General features: G+C 72.8%; 14 protein-coding genes. 7 read left to right on the forward strand and 7 right to left on the reverse strand.

What is annotated here, in order from left to right; translation table 11 throughout:
• The first annotated feature begins 62 nt into the window (after positions 1-62).
• Positions 63-1,322, forward strand: a complete 1,260-nt coding sequence (locus tag ACFP2E_RS14270; protein WP_378524153.1) for an MFS transporter — start codon at positions 63-65, stop codon at positions 1,320-1,322.
• On the opposite strand, the gene ACFP2E_RS14275 is transcribed toward ACFP2E_RS14270, so the two are convergent.
• Positions 1,277-2,386, reverse strand: a complete 1,110-nt coding sequence (locus ACFP2E_RS14275) for a GNAT family N-acetyltransferase (RefSeq protein WP_378524154.1) — start codon at positions 2,384-2,386, stop codon at positions 1,277-1,279. The two genes, ACFP2E_RS14270 and ACFP2E_RS14275, sit on opposite strands and share 46 nt — an antisense overlap.
• Positions 2,387-2,486: 100 nt before the next feature.
• Between ACFP2E_RS14275 and trpS the strand changes: the two genes are divergently transcribed.
• Genes trpS through ACFP2E_RS14295 form a run of 4 tightly spaced genes read left to right on the forward strand, consistent with a single transcriptional unit; the run spans position 2,487 to position 5,359 of the window.
• Complete coding sequence (gene trpS, locus ACFP2E_RS14280) at positions 2,487-3,545, forward strand: tryptophan--tRNA ligase (protein WP_378524155.1); 1,059 nt, start codon at positions 2,487-2,489, stop codon at positions 3,543-3,545.
• A 9-nt stretch (positions 3,546-3,554) separates the two neighbouring features.
• A complete protein-coding gene (locus tag ACFP2E_RS14285) occupies positions 3,555-4,079 on the forward strand; it encodes a 2'-5' RNA ligase family protein (protein WP_378524156.1) in 525 nt (174 codons plus the stop codon).
• Positions 4,080-4,082: 3 nt separating this feature from the next.
• The gene (locus ACFP2E_RS14290) at positions 4,083-5,138 is read left to right on the forward strand and encodes a YihY/virulence factor BrkB family protein (protein WP_378524157.1); all 1,056 of its coding nucleotides are present in this window, start codon (positions 4,083-4,085) and stop codon (positions 5,136-5,138) included.
• On the forward strand, positions 5,135-5,359 hold the full coding sequence (locus ACFP2E_RS14295; protein ID WP_378524158.1) for an SCO4848 family membrane protein: 225 nt from the start codon (positions 5,135-5,137) through the stop codon (positions 5,357-5,359). The genes ACFP2E_RS14290 and ACFP2E_RS14295 overlap by 4 nt, the downstream gene beginning before the upstream one ends.
• Before the next feature lie 13 nt (positions 5,360-5,372).
• On the opposite strand, the gene ACFP2E_RS14300 is transcribed toward ACFP2E_RS14295, so the two are convergent.
• The 6 genes from ACFP2E_RS14300 to ACFP2E_RS14325 all read right to left on the reverse strand — a co-directional run bounded on the left by ACFP2E_RS14300 (position 5,373) and on the right by ACFP2E_RS14325 (position 14,846).
• Positions 5,373-6,635 carry a glycosyltransferase gene (locus ACFP2E_RS14300; RefSeq protein WP_378524159.1) on the reverse strand — a complete coding sequence of 421 codons (1,263 nt, stop codon included), beginning with the start codon at positions 6,633-6,635 and terminating at the stop codon, positions 5,373-5,375.
• A 14-nt stretch (positions 6,636-6,649) separates the two neighbouring features.
• Positions 6,650-7,222 (reverse strand): TetR/AcrR family transcriptional regulator, encoded by a 573-nt coding sequence (locus ACFP2E_RS14305; RefSeq protein ID WP_378524160.1) that lies wholly within the window; start codon positions 7,220-7,222, stop codon positions 6,650-6,652.
• 110 nt (positions 7,223-7,332) lie between these two features.
• Positions 7,333-9,201: a glycerophosphodiester phosphodiesterase family protein gene (locus tag ACFP2E_RS14310; protein WP_378524161.1), complete on the reverse strand. Its 1,869-nt coding sequence runs from the start codon at positions 9,199-9,201 to the stop codon at positions 7,333-7,335.
• Positions 9,202-9,294: 93 nt separating this feature from the next.
• Positions 9,295-10,080: an isocitrate lyase/phosphoenolpyruvate mutase family protein gene (locus ACFP2E_RS14315; RefSeq protein WP_378524162.1), complete on the reverse strand. Its 786-nt coding sequence runs from the start codon at positions 10,078-10,080 to the stop codon at positions 9,295-9,297.
• 26 nt (positions 10,081-10,106) lie between these two features.
• The gene (locus ACFP2E_RS14320; protein ID WP_378524163.1) at positions 10,107-13,349 is read right to left on the reverse strand and encodes a response regulator; all 3,243 of its coding nucleotides are present in this window, start codon (positions 13,347-13,349) and stop codon (positions 10,107-10,109) included.
• Positions 13,350-13,433: 84 nt separating this feature from the next.
• Entirely contained in the window at positions 13,434-14,846 is a 1,413-nt protein-coding gene (locus ACFP2E_RS14325) for a serine/threonine-protein kinase (protein ID WP_378524164.1), read from the reverse strand.
• A gap of 147 nt (positions 14,847-14,993) precedes the next feature.
• Here ACFP2E_RS14325 and tyrS point away from each other — a divergent pair, with 147 nt between their 5' ends.
• Together tyrS and ACFP2E_RS14335 are read left to right on the forward strand one after the other, a co-directional pair.
• Positions 14,994-16,265, forward strand: coding sequence for a tyrosine--tRNA ligase (tyrS, locus tag ACFP2E_RS14330; RefSeq protein ID WP_378524166.1), 1,272 nt, complete (start codon positions 14,994-14,996; stop codon positions 16,263-16,265).
• 2 nt (positions 16,266-16,267) lie between these two features.
• Positions 16,268-17,308 carry an alpha-hydroxy acid oxidase gene (locus tag ACFP2E_RS14335; RefSeq protein WP_378524167.1) on the forward strand — a complete coding sequence of 347 codons (1,041 nt, stop codon included), beginning with the start codon at positions 16,268-16,270 and terminating at the stop codon, positions 17,306-17,308.
• The last annotated feature ends 134 nt before the right edge of the window (positions 17,309-17,442 follow it).

The raw sequence follows: 17,442 nt of genomic DNA on the forward strand, positions 1-17,442 counted from the left end.
CTCTCGACGGGTAACCGCGAGGAATAGGTCGCCGCGGGGCCGTCGTTGGAGCATGGGTGACGATGTCAACCACCGCCGAGCCCACCACCGACTCACATTCCGGGCGGCCCACCACTCCCAGCTCAGGGCAGCCCACCGCCACGCACTTCACCCTGGCGGTGATCGCGCTCGCCATGGGCGGCTTCGCGATCGGGACCACCGAGTTCGTGACGATGGGCCTGCTGCCGGAGATGGCGGAGGGTGTCGGCGTCTCGATCCCGACCGCCGGCCACCTGATCTCGGCGTACGCCGTGGGCGTGGTCGTCGGCGCGCCGGTGCTCGCGTTCTTCGGGGCGCGACTGCCGCGGCGTGGTCTGCTGCTGGCGCTCGTCGCGGGCCTCGCGGTCTTCAACGCCGCCACCGCGGTGGCGGCGAGCTATGAGCTCCTCGGCACCGCCCGCTTCCTCGCCGGCCTGCCGCACGGCGCCTACTTCGGGGTGGCGTCGCTGGTGGCCGCCAGCATGGCACCGGCCGGTCGCAAGGGCCGGGCCGTGGCCGCGGTGATGCTCGGGCTCTCGTTCGCCAACGTGGTCGGCGTCCCGGCCGCGACGTGGCTCGGCCAGAACGTGGGTTGGCGATCCGCCTACTGGGCGGTGGCCGCGCTGGCCGTGCTGACGTTCGCGCTGATCGTCGCGTTCGTGCCGTCGTACCCGGGCAACCCCGAGGCGACGGGGCGTCGGGAGCTCGCCGCCTTCGCGAAGCCGCAGGTGTGGCTCACGCTGCTCGCGGGCGCGATCGGGTTCGGCGGGCTGTTCGCCGTCTTCTCCTACATCGCCCCGACCGTCACCCAGGTCGGTGGCCTGCCGAGGTCGGCGGTGCCGGTCTTCCTGCTGGTGCTCGGCCTCGGCATGGTCGTCGGCACGTGGGTGGCCGGTCACCTGGCGGACTGGTCGATCCTGCGCTCGCTGCTCGGTTCCTCGATCGGGCTCGTCGGGATCCTGCTGCTGTTCGCCCTGCTGGCCCCCTACGGCTGGTGGAACCTCGCCCCGGCCTTCCTGCTCACCGTCATCGCCTCGGTCCTGGTGGTGAACCTGCAGCTGCGGCTCATGGACGTCGCCGGAGACGCCCAGACCCTCGGTGCGGCGATGAACCACGCCTCGCTCAACGTCGGCAACGCCCTGGGCGCCTGGGTCGGCGGCCTGGTCATCCTCGGTGGCTTCGGCTACCGCATGACCGCGGTCGTCGGTGCCGGGCTCGCGGTCGCCGGCTTCCTGGTGATCGGCGCCTCGGCGCTGGTTCACGTCCGGGGTCGGTCCGCGCGCTCCGACGCCAGCAGCTCGTAGCGGGCCAGGTCCAGCACGGCGCCGTCCCCGGTACGGGCGGCCTGGCGCGAGACGCCGGTCGGGCGCATCCCGACCCGTTCGAGCAGCGCCCGCGAGGCGCAGTTGGTGACCGTGGCTGAGGCACTGAGCCGCTGAACGTCGAGCGCTCCGAAGGCATGCCTGATCGCGAGTTCCGCTGCTCGGGTCATGAGGCCCCGGCCGCGGCCGTCGGGGTGCGACCAGAAGCCCAACTCGCACTCTCGCCCGATCCGGACGTCGAAGAGGCTCGTCACGCCCAGCAGCAGGTCCTCCGTGCCCTCTTCGACCACCGCCCAGCTGATGCCCTTGCCGGTGGCGAGTCGTTCGGTCACATCCTCCAGGTAGGCAGCGCCGTCTGCCGCGTCGAAAGCGCGAGGGAGGCCCGCCAGCCAGAACTGGGTGTGTGGGTGGGCGCACGCCTCCACGACGCGCTGCAGGTCGCTGGGCGCCAGGGGCCGCAGCCGCAGGTCGCCGGCCTCGAGCACGGGGCAGTCGAGCCAGGCCGTGCGGGGCTCGCGGGAATCCTCCCGCAGCAGCGTCCCGACCCAGCCGTCGAGCAGCTCGCCGCGCTGGGGCAGCCAGCGGCGGACGGTGCCGTCGAAGGAGAAGCCGAGCCGCCAGGCGAGCCTGCGCGAGGCCCAGTTGCCGCGGTTGGCCCACCACACGACCGTGTGCAGGTCGCGTTCCTCGAACCCCCACGCGAGCAGCAGCCGCAGCCCGCGCTCGACATGACCCTTCCCGCGGACCCACGGATGGGACCCGAAGGCGACCTCGGCGCGGCCGTGGCCCTCGTTGCGCAGCGACATCGTGCCGGCGTACCGGCCGTCCACCTCGAGCGCGAAGCCCCACTCGGTGTCGTCCGCCCAGCCCTTCGGCATCACGGTGCCGACGTAGTGCTCGGCGTCGGCGTACGCGTAGGGGACCGGCACGGTCGTCCACGCCTGTGACAGCGGGTCGGAGCACTGCTCGAACGAGCCCTGCGCATCGTCGGGGCGGTGCGCCCGCAGCGTGACCGTGCCGTCGGTGAGGGTGGGGGCGGGCGACATGCCGGAACCCTGCCAGCGGCCACCGGGCGCGGCAAACCGATAACCGGGCGGCCCGACCCCGGCACCTCCGGAAGTCGCCCGATCGGGAACAATGACGCCCATGGCCACCACGACCGAACCCGAGGTCGCCGCCCACACGGCGGCCACCGGGACCGCCCGGCCGCGCGTGCTCTCGGGCATCCAGCCGACCGCCGACTCGTTCCACTTCGGGAACTACCTCGGGGCGCTCCGGCAGTGGGTGGACCTCCAGGAGGACTACCAGCCGTTCTTCTTCATCGCCGACCTGCACGCGATCACGGTCGAGCAGGACCCCAAGGTGCTCCGCGAGCGGTCGCTGCGGGCCGCCGCCCAGCTGCTGGCGATGGGCATCGACCCCGACCGGTCGGCCATCTTCATCCAGAGCCAGGTCCCGGCGCACGCCCAGCTCGGCTGGGTGCTGCAGTGCCTCACCGGCTTCGGCGAGGCCCGCCGGATGACGCAGTTCAAGGACAAGTCGGCGAAGGGCGGCGAGGGCGCCGCGAGCGTCGGACTGTTCACCTACCCGGTGCTCCAGGCGGCCGACATCCTGCTCTACCGCCCGCACTTCGTGCCGGTCGGCGAGGACCAGCGGCAGCACCTCGAGCTCACCCGCGACCTCGCGCAGCGGTTCAACAGCCGCTTCAAGAAGACCTTCCGGCTCCCCGAGCCGTACATCCTGAAGTCGACGGCGAAGATCCTCGACCTGCAGGAGCCGCAGGCCAAGATGTCGAAGTCGGCGTCCTCGCCCAGCGGCATCATCGAGATGCTCGACGAGCCCAAGGTCAGCGCCAAGAAGATCCGTTCCGCGGTCACCGACTCCGGCTCCGAGATCGTCTTCGACCCGGAGGGCAAGCCCGGCGTCAGCAACCTGCTGACCATCTACTCGGCGCTCGCCGAGCGGTCGATCGCCTCCCTCGAGGAGCAGTACGCCGGCCGCGGATACGGCGACCTGAAGAAGGACCTCGCCGAGGTGGTCATCGACTTCGTGACCCCGTTCCGGGAGCGGACTCTGGAGCTCCTCGACGACCAGACCTACCTGCTCGACGTGCTGCGGCGTGGCGCCGAGCAGGCCCACGCAGTCGCCGACGCGACGCTGCGCGACGTCTACCAGCGGGTCGGCTTCGTGGCCCCGGTTCAGTAGGGTTGCCGGATGCCGACCATCGGAGTCGCCCTCGCGATCCCCGAGCCGTGGGCGACCGAGCTCCAGGACTACCGGACGTCGGTGGGTGACACCACCGCGACGATGATCCCCACCCACATCACGCTCATCCCGCCCACCGAGGTGGCCGACGACGACCTGCCCGTGCTGGAGGGCCACCTCGAGGACGTGGCGGGCCGGATGCCGGCGTTCGGCGTACACCTGCGCGGCACCGGCACCTTCCGTCCCGTCTCACCGGTGGTCTTCGTGACGGTTGCCGAGGGGATCTCCCAGTGCGAGCAGCTCGCGTTCGCGCTGCGGCGGGGCCCGCTCGAGGTCGACCTGCAGTTCCCGTACCACCCCCACGTGACGATCGCCCACCACCTTCCCGACGAGGCGCTCGACCGGGCGTTCGAGGAGCTGGCGACGTTCGACTGCGTCTTCGAGGCCGACGAGTTCCACCTCTACGTGCATGAAGAGCAGTCCGGGTGGAAACCCACACGTGACTTCCCGCTCCAGCGACCCCCAGGGGGCTGACCCATGTCGTCACTGAAGGACCGCGTCACCGGCACCGTCGGGGACGTGCGCGAGCGCCGCCCGGTGGTCGACCACGCGGTGCGGATGCAGAAGCACTACGGCGAGGTCGAGGCGTCCCAGCAGGCCGGCGCGATCACCTACTTCGGGTTCCTGTCCTTCTTCCCGATCATGGGTCTGTCCTTCTTCGTCGTCGGGATCATCTCCCGGGTCTACCCCGACGCCCGCGACAACCTGACCGAGGCGCTCGACCAGATCCTGCCGGGGCTGATCGGTGACGGCTCCGGGCAGATCTCGGTCTCCACCATCGAGAGCGCCGCCTCCGTCGTCGGACCGCTCAGCATCCTGCTGGTGCTCTACTCCGGGCTCGGCTGGGTCACCGCGGTGCGGAACGCCCTCGAGGTCGTCTTCGAGATGCCGAAGCGGGCGCAGCCGAACTTCGTGATCGGCAAGCTGCGCGACGCACTGTCGCTGGCGAGCATCGGCACGATCCTCTTCCTCAGCGTCGCGGTCTCCGGCTTCGTCACCGCCTTCTCGGACCTGATGCTCGGCTGGGTCGGGCTCGACACCGAGCTGAGCTGGCTCGTGGAGCTGGCCGGCCGCGCCATCGGCTTCGCCGCCAACGTGCTGCTCTTCTTCGCCGTCTTCCGCCTCGCCGGCCGCCCGAGGACGCCGACCGTGTCGCTGTGGAAGGGCGCTCTCCTGGGCGCGATCGCGTTCGAGGCGCTCAAGGCGCTCTCGTTCCTGCTGCTGGGCTCCATCGAGGGTCGGCCGGCGTTCCAGGCCTTCGGTATCGCGCTGATCCTCGTCGTCTGGATCAACTACTTCTCCCGCGTGATCCTGTACGCCGCCTCCTGGGCCCACACCGCCCCCCGGGCGCGGCAACGCCGCGAGCAGAAGGCGCTGGAGGAGGCGAAGATGCACGAGCTTGCCGAGGTCCAGCTGCGGGAGCCGGTCCGGGAGCCCGCGTCCCGGGGCGGCCGGGCGAAGACGTTCGCCGCCGGCGGAGCCACCGCCCTCGCCCTCGTCGCGATGATGCGACGCAAGAAGGAGAACCCGTGATCTTCCAGCGCAAGCACGCCGTCCTGCTCCTCGCCGTGGCGGTGTGGAACGTCGTGACGTTCGGCAATTTCGCCCGCAACCTGCTCGCGGCGTACCAGTCGGGGGAGGAGCGGGCGACCGGCTACTGGGTCGCCCACTCCGTCCTGATCGTCGGCAACTTCGTGATCGCCGGCCTGCTCGGCGGCCTGGGCCTCAAGGCGCTGCGCTCGACCCGCTCCTGACCGCCGACCGGGGTCAGGCGGGGACGGTCGCGCCGACCAGCGCCTCGATCTCCGCGACCGCCCGGTCGGTGGCGGTCTCCTCGGCGATCGCCGCCGCCAGGCGACCGGCGGCCGCACGGTAGGCCGGGTCGTCGAGGACCGACCGGACTGCGTCGCCGACGCTCGCCGCAGCAGCGCTCGCGGGGAGACGGATGCCGGCCCCCGAGTGCTCGAGCCGGGCGGCGATGTCGTGCTGGTCGCGACCCATCGGCAGGCAGACGAGCGGCACGCCCGCGGCCAGCGACTTGAGGACGGTGCCGTGGCCGCCGTGGGTGACCACCGCGGCGGCGTGCGGCAGCACGGCCGAGTGCGGCGCGGAGCGCCGCACCTGCACATGGTCGGGTGCGGCGACCTCCGCCGGGTCGACGCCGCGTCCGGTGGTGACGAGGCCGCGGACGGGCAGGTCGCGGAGCCCGTCGACGATGCGGCGCAGCACGTCGGCCTGGTCCTGGAACTCCGAGCTGAGCGCGACCAGGACCAGCGGGTCGTCCCCGGGCGGCGGCGTCCACGGCTCGGCCCACGCGACGTCGTCGAGGCGCGGTCCGACGTGCTTGACCACCGGTGGCAGCTCGCCGGGGAAGTCGAAGGCCGCGCTGCTCAGGATGAGGACCCGCGCCGCCGCCGTGAACTGCTCCAGCACGTGGCCGAGCGGACCGAGGCCGTGCTCCTCGCGCGCCGCGTTCAGCACCGGGAGCGCGACGTTCCAGGCGGCCAGGTTCTGCTCGGCTACCTGCGCGTGCAGCTCCCGCTCCGCGTCCGTCGTGGCGGGCAGGAAGCCGGGGCCGAACGGCGGCACCCCGGGGGTGGGCGCCATGTTGATGGTGGAGCTGAGCGCCACCACCGGCACGCCGGTGGCCTCGCCCGCGAGCAGCGGGCCCATCAGGAGCGCCTCGGTGAGCACGGCGGCCGGGCGGCGGACCTCGATCTCGGCCCGGACGTCGTGGGCGTAGGCCCCGGCCGGTCCGACCGAGAGCCGGTCGCGCATCCGGCCGAACTCCTCCAGGGGGTCGGTGGGCTCCCAGTCGCGGATGTGGTCGTCGGCGAGGTCCGGCCGGGTGCGCTGCGGTGCGTTGGTCCACGGCACGTGGGCGGCGCCGGCGGCGCGCACCTCGTCCTCGAGGATCGCGTCGGCGAGGACGCGCACCTCGTGGCCTCGAGACACGAGCGAGCGGGCGACGCTCATGAGGGGTGGGGTCGAGCCGCCGCCGTGCCAGATGGTCATCAGGAAGTACGACATGGTGGTTCTCCGGTTCAGTGGTTCTGGGTCGGGTGCAGGGCCAGCACCAGCTCGCGCATCGCGAGGGTGGTCTCGTCGCGGCTGAGCCCCTTGTCGCGGCGCAGCAGCTTCCAGGTGAGGACGTCCGTGGCGACGACGAGCTGGGCGAGGCGGCGTCGCCGGGCGGCCGGGGGGAGGCCCTCGAGGGCTGCGCCGAGCACCGCGGCCACCCACTCCTCGTGGAGCCGGCGACCGCGCTCGACCGCCGGCTTCACGACGGCGATGCGGTCCTCGACCGCCTGCGCCCGCAGGTAGGCGTCGCCGTGGCGCTCGTAGCCGTCGACGACGACGTCCACGGCGGCGTCCACGTCGCCGGGCGCGACCTGCCAGCGGGCGTCGTGCACCCGCTGCGAGGACAGCTCGGCCGCGGCGGCGTAGAGCTGCTCCTTGGTGCCGAAGTGGTTGACGACGGTCTGCAGGGCGACGCCGGCGTCCGCCGCGATGCCGCGGAGCGTGACGTCGTCGTACCAGTGCGCGTCGAACGCGGCCGCCGCCGCCTCGACCACCCGGAGACGGGTGGCCTCGGCCGCGGCGGCACGCGCCGACATTCGGTAGGATCGTGTTCCAGTCATTGGAACACTGTTATAGGCAAATGGTGGTCGCCCTGCCAAGAGCTTTCCGGCGGGCGCCCCGCTGGTCTGGCCCACCAGCTGGCCGATCAGCCGTCGTGCGTGCGCAGGAAGGCCTCCAGCCCGGCGAGGTCGTCGGTGTTGAGGTGGTCGACGTCCGCGGCGAGCAGCTCGCGCCAGACCGCGTCCCGGGCCGGGGTCGGCAGGTCGGGGGTCGCCCAGAAGCGGATCCGCTGACCGGCGGCGTGCGCCCGGTCCACGAGGTCGTGCAGCCGCTCCCGCTCGCCCTCGGGCATCGGGCCGACGCCCTGCCAGGTGAAGTTCCTGGCCCAGCTGTCGCTCACCAGCGGGGCGTCGTACGCCGTCAGGCCGGAGCCCAGATCGGGAACCCGACCGTCGTAGCCGGCGTAGCGCACCCGCTGCGCCCGCATCGCGGGGAGGTCGCGGTTGCCGCTGATGACCGCGGTCACCGCGTTGTGCCGGATCTCGCCCGACCCCGCCGTCCCGGAGAACCGGGTCAGGACCCGGCGATGCTCGCGCAGCTCCGCGTCCACTGCGTCGTACGTCGGCCCCGCCTCGCTCTTGACGTCGATCAGGAGCTGGAGCTCGCCGTCCCAGTCCACGTAGACGTCACCCCCGTGGGCGCGCGTGCGCTCGACCAGGGGGTCGAGGTAGAGCGACTCCAGTGTCCGCCCGGGCCGCACCTCGTGGCGGTCGTGGGCGACGAGGAGTTCGCCGTCGACGAGCCACACGTCGGCCTCCACGCTGGTGAAGCCGTGCGACAGGGCGTCGTGCAGCGGGCGGGGGTGCTCGTAGTCGTTGTGCGCGTGGGCGCGGTCGAGCGGCTCGACACCGCCCGTTCGCGGCGCGTCGTACCCGCGGGGCAGTCGGAGCCCGCGCTCCGCCATCACCTCCCGCAGCCGGTCGGGATAGTCGGTGATGAGCCCGTCCACGCCGACGTCCATGAGGGACCGCATGGTCGGGGCGTCGTTGACGGTCCACGGGACGACCGCGATGCCACGACGGTGGGCGCGGTCGACCATGTCGCGGGTGACGTAGGGCTGGTAGTCCGGGTCCGAGACCGTCCCGTGCTGCGGGAAGCCGTGGACGGGCGAGAACGCCGAGGCACCGAACGAGTCGACGGCCGCCACCGGGTCGTCGTCGAAGTCGTCGATGTCGAGCCCGCCCAGCCACGGGGACGCGCCGGGCTGGTCGACCTGCAGGAAGTCGTGGTTGGTGAGTGCCACGGTCGGGAAGCGCGGCTCGACCTCGGCCATCCGCATCAGCGCGCCCCAGTCGAAGCTCTGGATCGTCACCTGGTCGACGAGGCCGGCCTCCCGGACGTCGCGGGCGACCTCCTGCACGAACCGCTCGCGCGGGGCCGTCTCCGACGGGGCTCCCGCCTCGACCTTGGTCTCGATGTTCAGCAGGACGCCGTGCGCCCGGTAGTCGTTCACCAGGTCGAGGACCCGGTCCAGCGTCGGCATCCGCTCGCCTGGATGGAGCTCCTGGTCGGGGTGCGCCGGCTGACGCTGCGACCCGCAGTCCAGGGTCTTCACCTGGGCCAGCGTCAGGGTGTGGACGTACTTGCCGACGTAGGGCCACTCCGGGTCGCCGGGGGTCGTCGGTGCGGTGTCGCGGCACTTCTTGTCGTCGACCTTCCGGTCGTGCGTGACCACGGCGACCCGGTCCTCGGTGATCTGCACGTGGAGCTCGAGCGTGCTGACCCCGAGCTCGAGGGCGTTGGCGAACGCCGGGACGGTGCTCTCGACGGTCAGGCCCAGCCCGCCCCGGTGGGCCTGGAGGTCGAAGCCGCTCCTTCCCTCGTGGCGGGGTGGGTGGTCGCCGTCGGCCGCGGCGGGTGACGCGGCGAGCGGGGGGAGCACCAGCGCCGGAGTGGCGAGCAAGGAGGACAGGACGGGGAGGAGCGCGCGCGTGCGCGAGGTGGCCCGAGACATGGGGTGATGCCACGGGCAGCAGGTCAACGCCCGGTGAACCCACGGTGAGGTCGGTGCCACCCGCCGGCGAAAGGTGTCAGGTCACGCCGTTCGTCAGTTGAGGATCCGCATCGAGGCCGGGACGCCACCGCCGCGGTGAACCTCCTCGACCAGCTCCTGGAGGGCCGTGAGCGCGACGTTCTGCGACATCGGTCCGAAGGAGACCCGGGCGACGCCGAGCTCCTCCAGCCGTCGCAGCGGCGGCGTCCCCGGGATGGCGATGAGGGACAGCCGCTGCGGACCGAAGGCGTCCACCAGCTCCTCCACCTGGGCCTCGTCGAGCCTGGCCGGCACGAAGACGAGCGGGGCCCCCGCGTCGAGGTACGCGCGGCCGCGCTCGATGGAGGCCGCCAGGTTGTCGGCGGGGTCGTTGCGCCGGCCGAGGTGGAAGGTGTCGGTCCGGGCGTTGAGCACGAAGTCGGGCACGCCCTCGGCCTCGGCGGCCCGCATCACGGCCTCGACCTGCCGGGCGGCCTCCGCGACGGGCTTCATCTGGTCCTCGATGTTGGCGCCCACGACCCCGAGTCCGATGGCCCGGCGCACGGTCTCGGCCGCGTCGCCGTAGCCGCCCTCGAGGTCCGCCGAGACCGGGAGCGACGTGGCCGCCACGATCCTGCCCACCGCCTCGAGCATGAGGTCGACCGGGATGTTCTCGTCGTCCTCGTAGCCGAGCGACGCGGCGATCGAGTGGCTGGCCGTCGCGAGCGCCGCCGTGTCGGGCACGTCCGCCACCACGCGGGCGCTGATGACGTCCCAGACGTTCACCACGGTCAGCAGGCGGGGGTCACGGTGCAGCCGCAGCAGCTCGCTCGCGCGTGCGGCGGTCGGGTCGTCGCTCATGACCCAACTCTGCCACCGGCGGGGTCTCAGACGGCTTCGGCGCCCCGGTACGACGCCTGGTAGGCGAGCAGCGCCGCGGTGCCCTCGGCGAGCGTCCGGTCGAGCGCCGCGAGCAGCTCCTCGGTGCCGTCGGTCGTCCCGGCGTCGGCGACCTCCTCGAGGCCTCGCGCCGCCTCCCCGACCGACACCACGCCGATGTTGGTGGCGCTGCCCGCGAGCCGGTGGGCGGCGTGACGGAGCGCGCCGACGTCGTGGGCGCGCACCGCGGAGCGGATGGTGGCCAGCGCGCCGGGCGCGTTGCCGACGAAGTTGGCGATCGCCCGGTCGAGGTAGGTGGTGTCGCCGGGGGCGATGTCGCGCAGCATGTCGAGCCGGGCGAGGTCGAGCTCGGCGGTCGGTGCCGCGGCCGCTCCGGTCCCGTTCGCCGGGACGTCCGCGGCCGTGACCGGCTCGGTCGCCGCCGCCTGGCGCGGCCCGACCAGCCGCTCGAGGGCGGACCGCAGCGCCTCGGGGTCCACCGGCTTGGTCAGGAAGTCGTCCATCCCGGCCTCGAGGCAGCGCTCACGCTCACCCTCGATCGCCGCCGCGGTCATGGCCAGCACCGGCACTCGGCGGCCCTGCTCCCGCTCGCGGAGGGCGCGGGTCGCGGCGTACCCGTCGAGCCGCGGCATCTGCACGTCCATCAGCACCGCGTCGTAGACCTGGTGCGCCACCTTCTCGAGGGCGATGACGCCGTCGTCGGCGGTGTCGGGTGCGTAGCCGAGCGCCTCGAGCAGACCCACGGCGACCATCTGGTTGACGGGGTTGTCCTCCACGACGAGCACGCGCGGTCGGGGCCCGGTACCCGCCTCGGCCGGGGCGTCGACGAGCGCCGGATCGCCGCCACCGAGGTGGTCGACCAGGGTCGTCCGCAGGGCGTGCGAGGTCACCGGCTTCACGAGGAAGTCGTCGACTCCGTAGTCGTGCACGGTGGGGGTGTCGAGGTCGGGAGTCGCCGACAGCAGCACGATGGGGAGGCCGGCGTTGGCGGGGTCCTCCGAGAGCGACTTCGCCAGGCTCAGTCCGCTGGAGGGTGGGCCGGCGAGGTTCCGGTCGACCACGGCGACATCGAACGGGTCGCCGTCCCGGCGCGCTGCCGCCACGGCCTGCGCGGCGGTCTCGGCGGACGCCTGGACCTCGCACGTCATGTCCCACCGGGAGAGCTGGGCGAGCATCAGCTCCTGGGTGCGCACCTCGGTCGCGACGACCAGCGCGCGCTTCTCGGCCAGCACGGCCCGTGCCCTGACGTCGGCGGGGCTCTGTGCGCCGCCCCCGGGGTGGTCGAGGAGAGCGGTGAACCAGAAGCGGCTGCCCTTGCCCGGCGTGCTGTGCGCGCCGATGTCGCCGCCGAAGGCGCGCACGATCTCCCGTGAGATCGCCAGGCCGAGCCCCGTCCCCCCGTGGACCCGGGTGGTCGACGCGTCCGCCTGCGTGAAGCTGTCGAAGAGGTGGTCGAGCTCCTCGGCCTCGATCCCGATGCCCGTGTCCGTCACGTCGACGCGCAGGGTGTTGCGGGCGGCGTGTGCCGAGGCCCCGACGGTGACCACGACCTCTCCCGCGGTGGTGAACTTGACCGCGTTGGACACCAGGTTGGTGACGACCTGGGCCAGCCGGGTCGGGTCCCCGCGCAGCACCTCGGGGACGTCGACACCGCAGGCGACGACGAGGTCGAGGCCCTTCTCACGCGCGCTGGCCCCCAGCACGTCGGCGACCTGGTCGAAGACGTCGCGCACCGTGAAGTCGACCTGCTCGAGCTCGAGCTTCCCGGCCTCGATCTTGGAGAAGTCGAGGATGTCGTTGATCAGGCCCAGCAGGGACCTCCCAGCGGCCTGGACACCCGAGGCCAGCCGCTGCTGGTCGGGGTCGAGGTTCGTGCGCAGCAGCAGGTCGTTGAGCCCGATGACGCCGTTGAGCGGCGTACGGATCTCGTGGCTCATGGTCGCGAGGAACTCCGACTTCTGGCGCGAGGCCTCCATCGCGGAGTCCCGGGCGGCGGCGAGGGCGCGCTCGGCCTGCTCGCGCTCCACGACCCGCTCGATCTGCACCGCCACCTGCTCGACCATCGCCTGGATCATGTCGTGGCGGTACAGCGGCGGCGCCGAGGTGATCGTCAGCACGGCGTGGACCCGGCCCCGGTGGCGGACCGGAAAGGCGATGGTCAGGCGGTCCTCGTCCCAGACCGACGCGTTGGCCTGCAGGCTCCGGGTGGCGAGCGCGAGCTCCCGCTCGTCGCGGTCGGGGTCCGCCCAGGGGTCGGCCGCCTCGATACCGTCCGCGGCTGCGACGGGGAGCCGCCGCACCGACCGGCCGTCCTCGCTGGCCAGGAACGCGCGGGCACGTTCCCAGTCATCGTGGAGCAGCACGAGCGAGCGAGCCTGGCCGAGCACCTCGTCCAGGGTCCGCGCCTCGTTGGCAGCGGAGGCGACGGCACGCATCAGCGCGTTCTGGGCGATCTGGTCCTGCAGCGCGAGGTCGGCGAGCTTGCTCTCGCTGATGTCCTGGTGGGTCCCCGACATCGAGACCACGGTGCCCCGGACGTCGCGGTGGACGACGCCGCGTCCGCGGGTCCAGATCCAGTCCTCGGCACCCTGCAGCCGGGCCTCGAACACGAAGGAGTCCCCCTCGACGAGGGCGCCCTGCACGGCCTCGTGGACGCGCTGCCGGTCCTCCTCGTGGACGGTGCCGAGGAACTGGGCGTAGTGCGCGGGGAAGCTCTCCCTGTCGAGGCCGTAGATGTCGAGGAGGCCGTCCGAGACAGTGATCAGGTCCTGCTCGACGTCCCACTCCCAGCTCCCGATGCGTGCGATGGACTGCGCCTCGGCGAGCTGGCGCCGGTGGGTGCGGAGCTCGTCGAGGATGCGCCGGCGGTCGTCGTAGTCGGCGAGCCGGTGGAGGACGGCTCGCACCGAGCCGTCGGGGGCGAGCAGGGGCCGCTCGCTCACCAGGACCCAGAGGTGGCTGCCGTCGCGGCGCACGAACTTGCACTCGGCGTCGACGTTGTTGAACCGTCCCGCGCGCAGGTCCTCGAGGTGTTCCCGGAACTGCTCGCGGCCGACGTCGTCGAGGGAGTCGAAGACGGTGAGGCGGCAGAACTCGGAACGGTCGACCCCGAACATGTCGGCCAGCGTGCGGTTGGCGAACAGGGTGCGCCCCGACAGGTCGAAGACCCAGATGCCGTCGCTCGAGCTCTCGACGATGTCGCGGTAGAACCCGTCCGGCTCCGTGTCCACGTCGGCCACCTCCTCGCAGGACACCTTAGGCGCGCGCGCCCCTCGGGGACGGGCTTTCAGCGGTGGTGCGTCCCGCAGCCAGGATCAGCTCTCGCCCGCGATCTTGTAGCCGTCGCCGGCCATGACGAGGGCCAGCTGGACGTTGTCGGTCGTCCGGTCGCCGTTCTCCAGCGTGTAGTCGACGGTGTAGCGCACCGTGAGCGACTCCGGATCCGCCTGGACCGAGACCAGGTCGGCGCTGGCGACGCGGTCCCAGAAACCCCGGTAGCCGTCGATACCGCCGCTCTGGCGCTGGAAGTCCGCGGTCAGCATGCGGAAGCCGGAGGCCGGGTCGCTGGGGGCGGTGGCGAGGTAGTCGGCGATGAACGACTCCATCTCCTCTGCCGACGGCTGCCGGGGCTCGGCCGTCCCGGTCGGGGAGGGCTGACGGGTGGCGGTCGTGCGATCGCCCTGCGGCTGGGCCCCTCCGGGGTCGTCCTCCCCGCCGAGCAGCAGCCAGACGACGAGCCCCAGGAGCACGGCGACCGCCGCGGCCACCAGCAGCCGGCCCCGGCTGCGGCGCCCGCGGCCAGAGGTTGGGTCCGGCGTGGCTGCGGGCGGCGGCACGGGTGCCGCACCGGCAGGCAGCACATCGGTGTGCGTGTCCTCGGAGGCGCGGGGGCGGGGTGAGACGGACGGAGCCGGGGCGGCTGCCGGCATCCGGGCGCGGCCGTTGCCGCCCCCGTGGAGGGTGTCCCGGACGCGGGACATCGGCCAGCGCTCGGCCGGCTCGCGGGTCATGGTGGCGGCGAGCAACGGCCCGAGCCGGCCGGCGTCCGGCAGGCGCGGTGGCTCCTCGTGGACGATGCGGTAGAGCGTGCCCATCAGGTTGTCGCCGACCTCGTACGGCGGACGCCCCGACAGCGCGTGGAACAGTGTCGCGCCCAGCGACCACACGTCGCTCGCCGGCGTCGCCGGCTGGCCCGCCGCCACCTCGGGGGCCAGGTATGCGGGGGACCCGGTGACCAGCCCGGTCTGGGTCAGCGTCGCGTCCGCCTCGGCCCGGGCGATGCCGAAGTCCGACAGCTTCACCTGCCCGTCGGCGGTCACCAGCATGTTGGACGGCTTCACGTCGCGGTGGACGATGCCGGCGGTGTGCGCCGCCGCCAGCGCGTCCGCGGCCTGGGCGAGCAGCGAGGCGGCCCGGTCCGGGGCCATCGGGCCCTCGCGCCGCACCAGCTCGGCGAGGGTGCTGCCGTCGACGTGCTCCATAACCAGCCACCGCTCGTCACCCTCGGTGACGAGGTCGAACACGGCCACGACGTGGGGGTGGTTGAGACGGGCGGCCAGCCTCGCCTCCCGCTCGGCGCGCTCGAGGTCCGGGCTGCCTCCCCCCGGGACCATGCCGATGCGCTTGACCGCGACCATGCGGCCGAGCACGGCGTCGCGGGCGAGCCAGACGGCGCCCATGCCGCCCCGACCGATCTCGCGCTCGAGCTCGTACCTGCCAGCGATCACGTGGGTCCTCCCTGCCGCGCCCCAATGTAGCGACGTCATCCGGTCGGTCGTCCGGGCTGCCGTGTCCGGGCAGCAATCCGGTTGGGCGTCGGGGAGCCCGATGCGGCACCCTTGTCCCCGACGTACCCCGTACCCGGAAGGCCCAGCGTGTCCATCGACCCGACCCTCCTCGACGACCTCGCGTGGCGCGGCCTGCTCGCCCACACGACGGACCTCGACGCCCTGCGCGAGGCCCTGGCCGCCGGGAGTGTCCGGTTCTATGTCGGCTTCGACCCGACCGCGCCGAGCCTCCACATGGGCAACCTCGTCCAGATCCTCACCGCGCGCCGGCTGCAGCAGGCCGGGCACACGCCGTACGCGCTCGTCGGCGGCGCCACCGGCATGATCGGCGACCCGCGCGAGTCGGGGGAGCGCACCCTCAACACCGCGGAGACGGTCAAGGACTGGGTCGAGCGGGTACGCCGGCAGATCGAGCCCTTCCTCTCCTTCGAGGGGGACAACGCGGCGACGATGGTCAACAACATGGACTGGACGGCCAACGTCTCGACCATCGACTTCCTGCGGGACATCGGCAAGCACTTCCCGGTCAACCGGATGCTGTCGCGCGACGTCGTGCGCTCCCGCCTCGAGGCGGGCATCAGCTACACCGAGTTCAGCTACGTCCTGCTGCAGTCCATGGACTACCTCGAGCTCCACCGCCGCCACGGCGTGACGCTCCAGTTCGGCGGCTCCGACCAGTGGGGCAACCTCACCGGCGGCGTCGAGCTGATCCGTCGCGCCGACGGGGGCAAGGTGCACGCCTTCGCCACTCCGCTGGTCACCAAGGCCGACGGCACCAAGTACGGCAAGACCGAGGGCGGCGCCCTCTGGCTCGACCCCGAGATGATGTCGCCGTACGCCTTCTACCAGTTCTGGCTCAACGTCGAGGACGAGAAGGTCGGGGAGCTGCTGCGCATCTTCACCTTCCTCTCCCGCGCGGAGATCGAGGAGCTCGAGGCCCTCACCGCCGAGAAGCCCTTCCTGCGCGCCGGCCAGCGCGCGCTCGCCGAGCACGTCACCACGTTGGTGCACGGCGCCGAGGAGACCGAGCGCATCAAGGCCGCCTCCGCCGCCCTGTTCGGCGGCGGTGACCTCGCCACGCTCAGCCCGGCGACGCTGGGCGCTGCGCTGCGCGAGGCCGGCGCCGTCACGGTCGACCCGGCCGACGGGATGCCCGGCGTGGTCGACCTCCTGGTCGCCACCGGCCTCGCGAAGAGCAAGGGCGAGGCCCGCCGGACGATCGGCGAGGGCGGCGCCTACCTCAACAACACCCGCGTCGAGGACCCCGAGCAGGTGCCCACCGCCGATGACCTGGTCGGCGGCCGCTGGCTGGTGCTGCGCCGCGGCAAGAAGAACTTCGCAGGCATCGAGGTCGGCTGACCGTGACGGCGCGGTGGCAGCAGGTCCTCGAGGACCGGGCGCGCGCCGCGCTGTCACCGCCCCTGCACGAGTACGTCGTGCAGGGGGCCCGCGAGGGCGTCACCACCGACGAGGCCGTCCGCGCCTGGCAGGAGGTCCGCTTCCTGCCGCGCGCGCTGCGCGACGTGACCACCGTCGACCTCTCGGCCACGCTGCTCGGCGCCCGCACCGAGGTGCCGTGGGCGATCGCCCCGACCACGCTGCAGCGTGAGGTCCACCCCGACGGGGAGCTGGCCATGGCGCGTGCGGCCCGCGAGGCCGGCACGGTCGTGGTCGTCTCCAGCAACAGCGGCACCCGGTTCGCCGACCTCGGCGAGACCGGGGCGCGCTGGTGGCTGCAGGCCTACCTCCCGCAGGACCGCTCGCTCGCGACCGGTCTGCTGCGCCGGGCGGTCGAGGCAGGCGCGGAGGCGGTCGTGCTCACCGTGGACACCCCGGTCGTCGGCACCAAGTACGCCGCGGGCGACCAGGTCGTCTGGGACGTCGTCGACCCGGAGCGGCTGCGGGTGAACTTCGACCCCGTCGACGGTGCGGAGGGCTCCGCCGCCGACAAGGCCACCGACCTCGGGCCGCAGGACGTCGCGTGGCTCGCGAGCGTCACCGGGCTACCGGTGGTCGTGAAGGGAGTGCTCCGCAGCGACGACGCGGTGCGGTGCGTCGAGGCCGGCGCCGCCGCGGTGTGGGTCTCCAACCACGGAGGGCGCCAGCTCGACCGCGCCATTGCCACGGCGCAGGCGCTGCCCCGCGTGGTCGAGGCGGTCGCGGGCCGGGCGCCCGTGTACGTCGACGGGGGAGTCCGGTCCGGGACCGACGTGCTGGCGGCGCTGGCGCTCGGCGCCGACGCCGTCTTCCTCGGCCGGCTGCCGCTGCTCGCCCTCGTGGACGGGGAGCCCGGCGTCGCCTCGATGCACGCCCGGCTGCGCGAGGAGCTGCTCGAGGCGATGCGGCTCAGCGGCTGCGCCGCCCTGTCGGACGCTCGGGGGATCGTGGTCCAGAACCCTTGAATGGCCTCTGACCTGCGGAAACGTGGGTATGGCGGGGGTCACGTGGGTTCGATTTGTGTGGGGCGGGGTGGTCGCATAATGTTCTCCGGGTCGCCAGGGAGCGGCGGGGAGCAAGGCCGGTCTGGCTGGGCTCT

This window comes from Nocardioides sp. GCM10027114 (genome assembly GCF_042659625.1).
Classification (GTDB): Bacteria; Actinomycetota; Actinomycetes; order Propionibacteriales; family Nocardioidaceae; genus Nocardioides.

What these genes read in the sequence shown, in the direction of transcription:
- ACFP2E_RS14305 (WP_378524160.1), bottom strand. Translation starts at nt 7,222, where the DNA reads ATGTCGGCGCGTGCCGCCGCGGCCGAGGCCACCCGTCTCCGGGTGGTC.
- ACFP2E_RS14270 (WP_378524153.1), top strand. Translation starts at nt 63, where the DNA reads ATGTCAACCACCGCCGAGCCCACCACCGACTCACATTCCGGGCGGCCC.
- ACFP2E_RS14315 (WP_378524162.1), bottom strand. Translation starts at nt 10,080, where the DNA reads ATGAGCGACGACCCGACCGCCGCACGCGCGAGCGAGCTGCTGCGGCTG.
- ACFP2E_RS14300 (WP_378524159.1), bottom strand. Translation starts at nt 6,635, where the DNA reads ATGTCGTACTTCCTGATGACCATCTGGCACGGCGGCGGCTCGACCCCA.
- ACFP2E_RS14290 (WP_378524157.1), top strand. Translation starts at nt 4,083, where the DNA reads ATGTCGTCACTGAAGGACCGCGTCACCGGCACCGTCGGGGACGTGCGC.
- ACFP2E_RS14310 (WP_378524161.1), bottom strand. Translation starts at nt 9,201, where the DNA reads ATGTCTCGGGCCACCTCGCGCACGCGCGCGCTCCTCCCCGTCCTGTCC.
- ACFP2E_RS14275 (WP_378524154.1), bottom strand. Translation starts at nt 2,386, where the DNA reads ATGTCGCCCGCCCCCACCCTCACCGACGGCACGGTCACGCTGCGGGCG.
- ACFP2E_RS14285 (WP_378524156.1), top strand. Translation starts at nt 3,555, where the DNA reads ATGCCGACCATCGGAGTCGCCCTCGCGATCCCCGAGCCGTGGGCGACC.
- trpS (WP_378524155.1), top strand. Translation starts at nt 2,487, where the DNA reads ATGGCCACCACGACCGAACCCGAGGTCGCCGCCCACACGGCGGCCACC.